Source organism: Sideroxydans sp. CL21, from assembly GCF_902459525.1.
Taxonomy (GTDB): Bacteria; Pseudomonadota; Gammaproteobacteria; order Burkholderiales; family Gallionellaceae; genus Sideroxyarcus.
Window position 1 is genome coordinate 2,804,252 of sequence record NZ_LR699166.1, and the last position, 12,244, is coordinate 2,816,495.

A 12,244-nucleotide genomic window follows, 5' to 3' on the forward strand; every position below is an offset into this window, starting at 1 on the left:
GCGCTCCTAGTGCGCCGCACTGGGCTGGCGCCCGATGTAGCGTTGGTAGAGGAACAGCAATTCCTGGTCCGCAGGCGAGCGTTTGGCGCGTTCTGCAAAATTGCGGATGTCCGGCAGCAGGGCGCGCGCTTCGGCCTGACTGAGATTCAGCCCCATGGTGGCGTAGGCAGCGATGATGCCGTGCGCCCCGGAATGCTTGCCGACCACGAGCCTGTGATGACGGCCGACTTCTACCGGGTCGAAGCCCTGATAGGTGTCGGGATCCTTGAGCAGTCCATCGACATGGATACCCGCCTCGTGCGTGAACACGCCCTCGCCCACCAAACTCTTCTGCCAGGGCACAGGTCGTCCCGAAGCAGCCGCAACCAACGCCGACAAGGAAGGGAAATGCGCGAGGTCGATGCCGGTATTCAGGTTGTAGAGTTTTTTCAAGCCCATCGCGACTTCTTCCAGCGGTGCATTACCGGCGCGTTCGCCCAGACCATTCACCGTGGTGTTGATGTGCGTTGCACCTGCCACAGCAGCCGCAAGGCTGTTGGCCGTGGCCAGACCGAGATCGTCGTGCGCATGCATCTCGATTTCGATATCCACCGCACTGCGCAAGGCGGAAATGGATTTGTGCACGCCGAACGGTTCCATCACGCCCAGCGTATCGGCATAGCGGATACGGCACGCACCTGCGGCTTGTGCGGCTTCGGCCACTTGAAGAATGAATTCAGGATCGGCGCGCGAAGCGTCTTCGCAACCGACGATGACTTCCAGCCCGTAGTCGTAAGCGTAAGGCACCAATTCAAAGATGGTATCGAGCACCCAGGCTCGGTCGCGTTTCAGCTTCTTGGCAAGATGGATGTCCGACACCGGTATGGAGACATCGATCATATGCACGTCAAGCTGGTCGACGGTGTCGATGTCGGCCTTGCACATGCGGCTCCACGCGATCAGCTTGGCATTCAGATCGAGTGCAGCAACAGCGTTGATGCTTTCGCGTTCTTCATGCCCCATCGCCGGAATGCCGACTTCCAGTTCTGGCACGCCGAGTGCGTCGAGCTGGCGCGCGATGTCCAGCTTCTCCTCCAACGTGAACGCCACCCCCGCGGTCTGTTCGCCGTCGCGCAGGGTGGTGTCGTCGATGATGATGGTGCGGGACATGATGGTCATTTCATCCACAAATGTAGGATGGGTGGAGCGTAGCGATACCCATCGTTTGCATATGTTGGGTATCGCTGCGCTCCACCCAACCTACGGCTAAGGAAAATAGGTTTTTCATGATTATGCGTAAGTCGGCGCAAACGCCTTTTCCGGTTCGGCTTTAGGACCGTCGCCTTCCCAATACGGCGACAGCTTGCGCAGTTGCGCGATGATCTCCGGCACAACCTGAATCACGCGATCGACTTCTGCTTCGGTGCTGTAACGCGACAATGAGAAGCGCACCGTACCGTGAGCGGCAGTGTAGGGAATGCCCATCGCACGCATCACATGCGAGGGCTCCAGTGAACCGGAAGTGCAGGCTGAGCCTGAGCTGGCGGCAATGCCGAATTTATTGAGCAGCAACAGGATCGCTTCACCTTCGATGAACTCGAACGCGATGTTGCTGGTGTTCGGCAGGCGGTTATCCGGGTTGCCGGTCACGAACGAGCGCGGCACTTTGGAAAGGATGCCTGCTTCCAGCTTGTCGCGCAGACGTGCGACTTCGGTGTTCTCGAAGGTCATTGCTTCCAGCGCCATCTCGGCAGCCTTGCCCAAGCCGACAATGGAGGTGGTGTTCTCGGTACCGGCACGGCGACCGCGTTCCTGATGACCGCCACGCAACAGCGGACGAAACCGAGTGCCGCGCTTCAGGTACAGGACGCCGATGCCCTTGGGCGCATGCAGTTTGTGCCCCGATACGGAGAGCATGTCGATCTTGGTATCTTTCAAATTCAGCGGCACCTTGCCCACGGCCTGCACGGCGTCGGTGTGGAACATGGCACCGGCGGCATTCGCCAGCTCGGCCATCTCGACCACAGGGAAGAAAGTCCCGGTTTCGTTGTTCGCCCACATCACCGATACCACGGCAACCTGATCGGTCAGCAACTTCTTGTATTCGTCCAGGTCAAGGCGGCCCTTGCCGTCCACCTTGAGCAGATGCACCTTGTAGCCCTCTTTTTCCAGATGGGTGCACAGCGTAAGGATGGCCGGATGTTCGACGGTGGTGGTGATGATCTCCTTGCGTTCCGGCTGCGCTTTCAGCGCAGAGATGATCGCAGTGGAATCCGACTCGGTACCGCAGGAAGTGAAAATGATCTCGGAGTCGTGTTCCGCTCCCAGCAACTCCTGCACTTGCATGCGCGCCTTCTTGATCGCCAGGCCAACCTTGTTGCCGAAGCTGTGCATCGACGATGGGTTGCCGAACTGCTCGGTGAAATACGGCAGCATGACCTCCACTACCGCGGGATCGACCCGCGTGGTTGCGTTGTTGTCGAAATAGATGCCTTCCATTTTCTGCTCCTTAATTTTCTTTATCCTCTCTCCCGCTTGCGGGAGAAGGGAGTTAACCCATCACGGATGGCAACTCGCCCGGCTCAACGCCCCGGCCTTGGTTGGCACGATCTTGATGAACTCTTTCAGCTCTTCCATCAGCTTCTGCTGGATGCCTTGCAGCGTCAGCGCTTCCATCTGGCAGCCGGAACAGGCACCGGTCATGTTGACGTAGATGGTCTTGCCGTCCACGTCCACCAGCTCGATATCGCCGCCATCGCGCTTCAGTTGCGGGCGCACAGAATCCAGCACGGCCTCGATCTTGCGAATGCGTTGCAGGTTGGTCATGCCTGCAGGCTTTGCTTCTTCCTTGGCGGGCGTGCCCGGCTTGAAAGCCTCGCCGCGCTCGGTCATCACCTTGACCAGGATCTCTTCGATGCCTTCGTGGCAGGAGGAACAACCGCCGCCAGCCTTGGTGTAGTTGGTCACGTCCTGTACCGAACACAGGTTGTTGGCGCGTATGGTGTCTTCGATCAGCACCGCATCGATGGCGAAGCACTTGCACACGAGTGCGCCCTCTTCGTGATCGTCGCTCCACACTTCGCCGCGGTAGTTGGCCACGGCGGCCTGCAGCGCCTCGCGCCCCATCACGGAACAGTGCATCTTTTCCGGAGGCAGGCCGTCGAGGTAATCGGCGATGTCCTGATTGCTGACTTTGAGTGCTTCATCCAGGGTCTTGCCCTTGATCATCTCGGTGAGCGCGGAAGAAGACGCGATGGCCGAGCCGCAGCCAAAGGTCTGGAAATGCGCGTCGAGGATGATGTCTGTCTCCGGCTCCACCTTGAGCATCAGGCGCAGCGCGTCGCCGCAACTGATCGAGCCGACATCACCCACGCCGTTCGCATCAGCTAGTACTCCGGCGTTACGGGGTTGAAAGAAGTGCTCTTTGACTTTGTCCGAGTAATCCCACATGGTGTTCTCCTAGTATCCAAAATTGCGTAGCAACCGACCGTACCCCTCGCCCTCGGGGAGAGGGGGGACGGGGGTGAGGGAGACGATCATGAACATGATCGTCAGGCAGAGAAAGATGAACCGCACGCGCAGCTGGAGCTGGCATTCGGGTTTTCGAATTTGAAGCCGCTGCCGTTGAGGCTATCGACGAAGTCGACAGTCACGCCTTCGAGCAAGGGTGCGGACAGCGGATCGACCAGCAGCGTGACCGCGCCGTATTCCAGCACAGTGTCATCTTCGCTTCTGGCTTCTTCCAGCGACATGCCGTACTGGAAGCCGGAGCAGCCACCGCCGGAAATGGCGATGCGCAGTCCTGCCACGGGGGTGGCCGAGCCTTTGATAAATTTCTCAACAGCAGAGATTGCATTGGGTGTCAGGTTGATCATGGTTCGCTCCTATCAGGTGGTCTGTGCCTGAGTAATCGCAAACTGCGTGCCAGCCCGTGACGATAGAGTCAACAGGCTGTTTTAATGGACTATTGCTTTAATTTCACGCTCAACTCGCGTGTGTGGAACAAGACGGGGATGGGGTGTTGTAGGGTTTGTGACAAGCAATGAAAATCCCCATCGATTGCTGACGGGGATGCTATTTGGACTTACATCGTGGTTCCGAACAGTCTGCCGACACCTGCGGTCAATCCCATGGCCAGTGCGCCCCAGAAGACCACACGCAGTGACGCCCGCAGTATCGGGGCGCCGCCTGCACTCGCAGCCAATGCGCCGAGTGCGGTGAGGACGACCAGGGAAACGCCAGCGACTACAGGAAGTATCAGCGTTGGCGGAGCTAAAAGTGCCGCCAGTAGCGGCAAGGCTGCGCCCACAGAAAAAGTCAGCGCCGAAGTGAATGCAGCCTGCACCGGCCGGGCGCTCAGGGTATCGCTGATGCCCAGTTCATCGCGGGCATGGGCGCCCAGCGCGTCATGCGCCATCAGTTGCTCCGCAACCTGCACCGCAAGTTCGGAAGACAATCCCCGATTGACATAGATAGCCGCCAGTTCCTGATGTTCATGCTCCGGTTGCGCCTTCAGCTCGGCGCGTTCGCGCGTGATGTCGGCCTGTTCGGTGTCAGCCTGCGAACTGACCGACACATACTCTCCCGCAGCCATCGACATCGCGCCCGCAACCAGCCCGGCCACCCCCGCCACCAGCAGCTCGCTACGCCCCACATTGGCCGCCGCCACACCGACCATCAGGCTGGCGGTGGAGACGATCCCGTCATTCGCCCCCAGCACGGCGGCGCGTAACCAGCCTATGCGCTGAAAGCGATGCGATTCACGGTGGACAGATCGGGGCATGGCGTGCTGTTTCTCCAATTTCAAATACGCGAGGTGCGCCAAATAAGCGCTTTGACAAGAACAAGCATAGCACCATCAACCTGTAGCCAGTGAAATCAGCGTGAATGCAAAGCCACAGAAAGAAAATCTCGTAGTTGGCTGACGAAGCGATGAAATGGCTGCATGAAAAAAATCAATCAGAAAATCAGGAAACACAAAATCAACAGCAAAAAAATGAACGATAATTCAGAAAAAATTTCAGCGTTGTTTTAAATGTAAAGAGAGTGTGAAGAGGAAGAGTAATGAGAGACGTCATTAGCCAATACCGCATCGAGAAGGAACCCTACTACCGCGTCGTATCGGACGAACTGTCCGTTTTTGACGCGGCTTATTCTGTGCGCATGCCCATGATGCTCAAGGGCCCGACAGGCTGCGGCAAAACAAGGTTCATCGAATATATGGCCTGGAGACTCCAGAAGCCCCTGATCACGGTCGCGTGCAACGAAGACATGACCGCTTCCGATCTCGTGGGCCGGTTCCTGCTTGATGCCACCGGCACGCGCTGGCAGGACGGGCCGCTCGCCATCGCGGCCCGTTACGGTGCGATCTGCTATCTCGACGAGATCGTGGAAGCGCGCCAGGACACCACCGTGGTGATCCATCCGCTCACCGACAACCGCAAGGTGCTTCCCCTGGAGAAAACAGGCGAGCTCATCAACGCACATCCGGATTTCCAGCTGGTGATCTCCTACAATCCCGGCTATCAGAGCGTGATGAAGGATTTGAAGCAGTCCACCAAGCAGCGCTTCGGTGCCCTGGACTTCAATTATCCCGAGCATGCAATTGAAGAAGAAATTGTTTCCCATGAGACGGGCGTTGCCCGCGATATCGCGGGAAAACTGGTTTCGATTGCGGAAATGGCGCGTAACCTGAAAGGTCATGGACTGGATGAGGGTATCTCCACCCGCATGCTGATCTACGCAGGCAACCTGATCGCCAAGGGCGTCGAAGTCAAAAAGGCTTGCTGCGTGGCCCTGATCGCTCCGATCACGGACGACCCGGACATGCGCGATGCACTTGATGCAGCGGTGACGACGTTTTTTGGATAGGCGGTACGACAAAAATGAAACCGATGAAAGACACAATCGGTGATCGGTAACAGAGGAGGCATGACCTTCATGTCCTGTTCATCTTGCATTCTATCTTGTGGAGCTGCGATTTCGAAATGAAGCCCGCCTTCAATCGCCTCGCACTCGGGCTTAAAAAATATCTCGGCCTGTCTCCCAAAAAATCCCTGGCCGCCTTGAGGAAGGAGCGGGAGAGAATAAAGTTCACGGATGTTCAGCGACGCATCAACATGTATTTGCGAGGCCTCTGGGGCTGCGATTTCATCTTCAAGCCGACAGAAGAGAAATTTGAAAGTCTACACGGATGCAAACCCTTCGTCGAAGACAACTCCATCCATGTGCCCGATACCTATTACGAAGTCACACAGAACGGATCTTCTCACTTCACGGGTTTGGAGTTCTATCGTGCAGCTTCCGCCCATGCTGCGGCCCACATCTTTTATTCAAGGAGACAATCCCCTTCAGTCGCGCTCGACCAATGGCAAATAGCTTTGATTTCCACGATCGAAGATGCACGCGTCGAAGCGTTGGCGGTACGCAGATTCCCCGGCCTGAAAAAACTCTGGGCGAAGCAACATACGGCCTCTCCCGAGCATAATGAAACTGCCGATGATTATCTCGATCGCCTGGCGCGCGCGTTGCTGGATGACACCTATCTGGATGACGATCCCTGGATCAAGCAGGGACGCGAACTGTTCAAGACAGCGGGCAATCTGGAGGACGACCATCTCGTACGGGACATCGGCATGGCGCTGGCGCATGAGCTTCAGAAAAGGAACATCAGGTTCAAAGCCGATTCCTATGTACACGGCGCGGCCTACCGCGACGACAACCGCCATCTATGGGAGTCCGCCAAACCCGCCGCCGAAGAAGAGCAGATAGCGCCCACCACGTTCTTCGAATCCAAGATTCTGTCCATATGGGAGTTTGCGAGATTCGGTTACGGCGAGAAGCGAAAGTCGGCGATCACCTTTTACGATGCCGAGTTTCTCTTTTCAGACGACAAACCGCTTTCCGACGAAGAAGCCGACACAGCTTCGGGGCTGGAGTCGGAGGAAGATCTCAACAAGCTGTCCGCCCTGTTATCCAAAAAAACGGCCGCCGAAGCATCGTCTCCGGAAACTTATCATTATTCCGAATGGAATTTCCGCAGCCAGAACGAAACCGAATCCTGGGTGACGTTACGGGAAATGAACGCCACGCCCGGCGATTTGCAGATTGTCGATAACATTATCGAGCAGAACAATCACCTCCTGTCGCGCATGAAGATACTGCTCAACGCCATCCGGTACGGGGGAGTGCATCGCGTCAGGAAGCTCGAGGAAGGCGACGAAATAGACATCAACGCGGCCATTCGTTCCCAGATCGACATCAGGCTCGGCGTGCAACCGGACCCCCGGATCATGATGCGCACGGTGCGGAAGACGCGCGACATCTCGGTGCTGTTGCTGCTGGATCTTTCCCAGTCGACGAACGAAAAGGTTCAAGGCCAGGAGCACACCGTGCTGGAACTTACCCAGCAGGTTTGCGTGCTGTTTTCGGATGCGATCAAAACGGTCGGCGACCCGTTTGCCATCCACGGTTTCTGTTCCGAAAGTCGGCACAACGTCGAATACTATCGACTCAAGGATTTCGATCAGCCCTACGACGATGTTCCCAAAGCCAGGATCGCCGGCATGACCGGCCAGCGCGCCACCCGCATGGGTGCAGCGATACGCCATGCCACCTATCATCTAAACAAGCAGCAGTCCCGCAAGAAACTCCTGATACTCATCACCGACGGTGCGCCGGATGACATTGACGTGCGCGGTGAAGAATATCTGCGCTGGGACGCAAAGAAAGCGGTCGAGAGTGCCGGCCGCAGCGGTATCAATACATTCTGCATTAGCCTCGACCCCAGAGCCGACAGGTATGTATCCAGAATATTCGGCGCCAGAAACTACATGGTCGTGGACCATGTCAGGTGTTTGCCTGAAAAGATGCTGATGCTGTATGCAGGGCTTACCCGTTAGCGATCCGGTACAGCCCTGATGCTTGCTTAGAATATCTTGACGACTTTGTACCGGTTGACATAAGCCAGCACCCATGCGCCTATGGTCAAGGCGCATGCGATTATTTTGGCGATGAGCGAAGTGATGATCAGCATATTCAACAGCAAGACCACCGTGAATGCGGTGATATTAAACGCGATGATCATATAGATGATCACCATGGGCAGCTTGAACATAATCTTCTCCTTCAACTTGAGTTGCGATATTCCGGTGCTGCAATCCTGGCCTTGCCATCTTCAGACTCATGAACACATCTGGTCTTCAGGACAAGAAAACAGGTAAGTTTGGTTACCCGCTCACTGAGCCATCTTGCTCATGCCGGAGGGGTGGGTGCCAAATGTTTCAGCTTCGGTCGTGTAGTGCTGAACGCATTGCCGCCATTCGCCACTGGCAGAGTTGCCCGGATCCTGCTGCAGGGAACATGTGCATTTACAGGCGGATGCGCGGTAGCACTCGGCAATGTTGCCTTTTTTGCACAAAGCTTGCGGCTCCGCGCACTGGCTGCCGCAGACTCGGGCAATCTGACGCTCTTTCAGTTGCTGTTCGATCGGCACCTGCGCTGCAACCGGCGGCTGCGTATAGATACCCCATACCATCATGGCCACGCCCACCGCAAAGAAACTGCCCATGAGCCAGTTGAATCGGGAAAACACGATGCCCAGTACTTTTTGCCAGGTCGATTCTTTCCCCTGTTCGCCCAATTTGAAATTCAATAATCCCGGTGTTCCGGATTTTGCGTGTAATTGGTTGCAGGCATCAATACATTCTCCGCAGTCGAAACAGCTGTCGTACATTTTAATACTGGTCGGCTGAATATCGGTAATGCACAACGTTGCACAGTAATTGCATTTGGTGCAATCGGCCGAACGCGAAGCATCGTAGGAAACATGCAGTGCATTCCGTGATTTGAACATCTTCTGCCCCATGCGGTACAGGCATGCGTAATCACACATGAAATAGCGCACGGCCGCGATGTCGATAAAGATCAGTAGTACTGAAAATAAATATGGAAATTGTATGAAGCCTGATGTGTTGTTGGATTGAAAGGTAACGAATGACCACACTTCGTGAGGCGAATAGAAAAACAGCACCGGAACGAGTGCCAAAACCATCGCTGCACCAAGAAATATTGCACCCAGAACCAGCCAATTGAGCGCTTTGTTCTTTGCCGCCGCAACGATCGCACCTTTGCCGTCGACACGAACATCCGCACGTTTGCCCAGGAATTTGTATGTCAGGTTGTTCGCCCATTCTGCAAGCAGGTTCTGCGGACAGGCCCACCCGCACCAGACGGCGCCAATCGTCGTATAGGTGATGACAGGTAAAGTAGTGAGTGCGATTGCCAAGCCGAATATAAAGAAAAAATTCGACCACCAAATCTGGTGGCCCACGATATGGAAGCTCGCCAAAGCCCAGTCAATCTGGAATATCCCGAGGGCAGGAATAAGCGCGATCACAAGCAGTGTAACTAGCTGGATAGCCCGTCTGGGCAAACGGTAGTTCGTCGGAAACATGTTTACTGTTTTTTCCATAGAATTGAATTCGACACAATCTCCAATTGCAATTAAACGAAGCCCCTGTTTTACAGGGGCTTCTGGCTAATACTTTACTCTGCTAATCGCAAGTAACCACTAGAAAGGGATGTCATCATCGAAATTGTCGAAGTTGCCCTTGGCTGCAGGCGCAGCCGCTGGTCTTGCAGCCGGAGCGCTGCGTGCAGCGGGTGCAGACTGGTCTTCCACAACTTCAAAGCTCCCGCTGCCACTGCCGGGTTTGCTGCCCAGCATTTTCATTTCGTTGACGATAATCTCTGTGGTGTAGCGATCCTTGCCTTCTTTATCCTGCCACTTGCGCGTCTGGATACGGCCTTCGACATAAATCATCGAGCCCTTCTTCAGATACTCTCCGGCGATTTCAGCCAGACGGCGGTAAAGCACCAAGTTGTGCCACTCGGTGCGTTCCTGCTTTTCGCCGCTTTTGTCTTTGTAGTTTTCCGACGTGGCTAGAGAAACATTGGTTACCGCTTCGCCATTGGTCATGTAGCGTGTCTCCGGGTCTTTGCCCAGACGTCCGATCAGAATCGCCTTATTCACTGTCATTACATGCCCCTTTAAAAATTATTACGCCACTCACGATCTTCCCCTGCTTCAATTCCACATTCGTTATATGAGCTGAGGATTGCCTACCTTTGTTGCTCCCTCTTGATTGAGGGTCGAGGAGAAGGAAACCATATTTTCGACTGCATCTTCGTCGAATCCGCTTATTTCAACTTTAACTAGGGCGATCTGCTCGTTTGCAACCACCAGCACTTCGCTTACTCCGCGCACCCGGGCCAAGGCCAGTTGCAATGTACGCGCCGCATCTTCATCCATCTCTTTCAGGTGATATATTCTGGTCGCCAATGGCTTCGGCGCCTGCATGGTGGACGCCACTGCCAGCCACAGCAGCAACATGAACACTGCAAACACCAGCACTGCATTGCCTCCATACAGCTGCATCAGTAGCCCACCCATGGCCGATCCGAAGAAGGCACCGAGGAACTGCACGCTGCTGAATACCCCCATCGCCGTACCCTTGGCGGCCAGCGGCGATATCTTGCTGACGATGGAGGGTTGCGTGGCTTCCAGCACGTTGAATGCGGTAAAGAACATCAGCAACGAAACTGCCACACCCCAGATGCTGTCATGCAAAAACAGGATCGCCACTTGCGCCACGGCTGCCAGCGCGATGGCGATCATGAACACTTCCTTCATCTTCGCCTTCTTCTCCGCAATGATGATGGGCGGCACCATGAGTCCAAATGCGATCAGCATCACCGGCAGATAGACCTGCCACTGGTGCTGTGCATCCAGCCCGTCGGCGCGCAGGATGAACGGGACCTGCATGAACACCGACATCAGGATCGCATGCAGGGTGAACACGCCGAAATCCATGCGCAGCAAATCCTTGTTGCGCAACACTTCGGCGAGTTTGCTGGTGTTTGCCTCAGTGTCGGAATGGAAACGCGTGATGGTGGGATTGGGAATGAACCACAACACAACGCCGATCGAAACGAAGGCCAGCAGGCCGATCAGCGTAAACATGCCGGACATGCCAATATATTTGTACAGCAACGGCGACAGCACCATCGAGATCGAAAACGTAATGCCGATGGTGATGCCGATCATCGCCATTGCTTTGGTGCGATGTTCCTCGCGCGTGAGGTCGGCAGTCAGTGCCATTACAGCAGCATTAATCGCTCCCGCGCCCTGAATCACGCGGCCAAAAATGATCCAATAGATGTTGTCTGCTGAAGCCGCGACAAAACTGCCTGCCGCAAACAGCAGCAAGCCGACGATGATCACCGGCTTGCGTCCGTAACGATCGGATAACCAGCCTGCCGGAATTTGCAGGATCGCCTGCGTCAGACCATACGCACCGAGCGCAATCCCGATCAGAAAATGACTCTGTCCGCCCGGCAACTTTTCGGCGTACAGGGCAAAGATCGGCAGGATGATGAACAGGCCCAGCATGCGCAGGCCGTAAATGCCGGCCAAACCTATACTGGCGCGGCGCTCAAGGGGGGTCATTGCGGAATCTGAAGCGGACATTAAGCGACAAATTTAAATTCAGAAGGTGCGTATATTAACAGGTCTGGCTATCTGCTTGATAGCCAGGTTCTACCGGTACACTTTGTGATGAGTATGGTTGTTTGGCCAGGAATAAGGCATGGCTTTGGGCAGCGAGATGCAACGGGCGCATCAAATTCCAGTAAACAGCAAATCCAGCGCTGCGATGATTTCATCGCGCTTATTTTTAATCGATATCACTTTATCGCCCAGCGAACGGCCAGGCACACCCGCCAATTCTGCTGTAGACATGACGACTGCCACGCCTTTGATCCTGAATTGCGGATTGAGATGTTTCGCTGCCAGCGTCATTTCTTCAGCAACGACTAACGGTACGACTACGCGCGTGGATAGCATGTCCAAAAGATCGGCCTGAACATCCAGCAGGAATGGGATAACGTCGCGCGTATCTGCATTCGTATTCAGATAGACATCGTACTGAGCCATCAGAATCTCCGCAGCCCGTCACTAAAGGTGCCGCGTAGTTCAATGCGGCGGTTGTATTCTTCCAGAGCGCCCTTGTTCTCTGTCAGCCACTGGTCTCGTTGGGCTTGACGTACGATCTCAGCTAGATGTTGCTCCAGTGTTTGCGAAAGATTGATGTTGAGTTGCTTGGCTTTTTGCAAGAGATCGGCATTGATACTGAGGTTGGCCGACTTCTTGGGGCCGGCTGGATTGAATGTAATATTACCCATAATGCTTTCACCAATTTTTTAT

At 55.2% G+C, this 12,244-nt stretch carries 13 protein-coding genes; 2 read left to right on the plus strand and 11 right to left on the minus strand.

What is annotated here, in order from left to right; all coding sequences use genetic code 11:
• Positions 1 to 6: 6 nt before the first annotated feature.
• The 5 genes from nifV to QOY30_RS13205 all read right to left on the minus strand — a co-directional run bounded on the left by nifV (position 7) and on the right by QOY30_RS13205 (position 4,762).
• Complete coding sequence (gene nifV, locus QOY30_RS13185; protein WP_283745085.1) at positions 7 to 1,158, minus strand: homocitrate synthase; 1,152 nt, start codon at positions 1,156 to 1,158, stop codon at positions 7 to 9.
• A gap of 111 nt (positions 1,159 to 1,269) precedes the next feature.
• The gene (gene nifS / locus QOY30_RS13190) at positions 1,270 to 2,478 is read right to left on the minus strand and encodes a cysteine desulfurase NifS (RefSeq protein ID WP_283745086.1); all 1,209 of its coding nucleotides are present in this window, start codon (positions 2,476 to 2,478) and stop codon (positions 1,270 to 1,272) included.
• Positions 2,479 to 2,538: 60 nt separating this feature from the next.
• Positions 2,539 to 3,429, minus strand: coding sequence for a Fe-S cluster assembly protein NifU (gene nifU, locus QOY30_RS13195; RefSeq protein WP_283745087.1), 891 nt, complete (start codon positions 3,427 to 3,429; stop codon positions 2,539 to 2,541).
• A 101-nt stretch (positions 3,430 to 3,530) separates the two neighbouring features.
• Complete coding sequence (locus QOY30_RS13200; protein WP_283745088.1) at positions 3,531 to 3,854, minus strand: HesB/IscA family protein; 324 nt, start codon at positions 3,852 to 3,854, stop codon at positions 3,531 to 3,533.
• A gap of 209 nt (positions 3,855 to 4,063) precedes the next feature.
• Positions 4,064 to 4,762, minus strand: coding sequence for a VIT1/CCC1 transporter family protein (locus tag QOY30_RS13205; RefSeq protein ID WP_283745089.1), 699 nt, complete (start codon positions 4,760 to 4,762; stop codon positions 4,064 to 4,066).
• Positions 4,763 to 5,043: 281 nt separating this feature from the next.
• On the opposite strand from QOY30_RS13205, the gene QOY30_RS13210 reads away from it, so the two are divergent.
• Complete coding sequence (locus QOY30_RS13210; RefSeq protein ID WP_283745090.1) at positions 5,044 to 5,850, plus strand: CbbQ/NirQ/NorQ/GpvN family protein; 807 nt, start codon at positions 5,044 to 5,046, stop codon at positions 5,848 to 5,850.
• A 116-nt stretch (positions 5,851 to 5,966) separates the two neighbouring features.
• Positions 5,967 to 7,880 (plus strand): nitric oxide reductase activation protein NorD, encoded by a 1,914-nt coding sequence (locus tag QOY30_RS13215; protein ID WP_283745091.1) that lies wholly within the window; start codon positions 5,967 to 5,969, stop codon positions 7,878 to 7,880.
• Positions 7,881 to 7,906: 26 nt separating this feature from the next.
• Here QOY30_RS13215 and QOY30_RS13220 read toward each other — a convergent pair whose 3' ends face one another.
• The 6 genes from QOY30_RS13220 to QOY30_RS13245 all read right to left on the minus strand — a co-directional run bounded on the left by QOY30_RS13220 (position 7,907) and on the right by QOY30_RS13245 (position 12,222).
• Positions 7,907 to 8,095, minus strand: a complete 189-nt coding sequence (locus QOY30_RS13220) for a hypothetical protein (RefSeq protein ID WP_283745092.1) — start codon at positions 8,093 to 8,095, stop codon at positions 7,907 to 7,909.
• A 120-nt stretch (positions 8,096 to 8,215) separates the two neighbouring features.
• A complete protein-coding gene (locus tag QOY30_RS13225) occupies positions 8,216 to 9,451 on the minus strand; it encodes a 4Fe-4S binding protein (protein ID WP_283745093.1) in 1,236 nt (411 codons plus the stop codon).
• A gap of 99 nt (positions 9,452 to 9,550) precedes the next feature.
• Complete coding sequence (ssb, locus tag QOY30_RS13230) at positions 9,551 to 10,018, minus strand: single-stranded DNA-binding protein (protein ID WP_283745094.1); 468 nt, start codon at positions 10,016 to 10,018, stop codon at positions 9,551 to 9,553.
• 63 nt (positions 10,019 to 10,081) lie between these two features.
• Positions 10,082 to 11,488 carry an MFS transporter gene (locus QOY30_RS13235; protein WP_283745095.1) on the minus strand — a complete coding sequence of 469 codons (1,407 nt, stop codon included), beginning with the start codon at positions 11,486 to 11,488 and terminating at the stop codon, positions 10,082 to 10,084.
• A gap of 171 nt (positions 11,489 to 11,659) precedes the next feature.
• Positions 11,660 to 11,974, minus strand: coding sequence for a CcdB family protein (locus QOY30_RS13240; protein ID WP_283745096.1), 315 nt, complete (start codon positions 11,972 to 11,974; stop codon positions 11,660 to 11,662).
• The gene (locus QOY30_RS13245; protein ID WP_283745097.1) at positions 11,974 to 12,222 is read right to left on the minus strand and encodes a type II toxin-antitoxin system CcdA family antitoxin; all 249 of its coding nucleotides are present in this window, start codon (positions 12,220 to 12,222) and stop codon (positions 11,974 to 11,976) included. The genes QOY30_RS13240 and QOY30_RS13245 overlap by 1 nt, the downstream gene beginning before the upstream one ends.
• Positions 12,223 to 12,244: the final 22 nt, after the last annotated feature.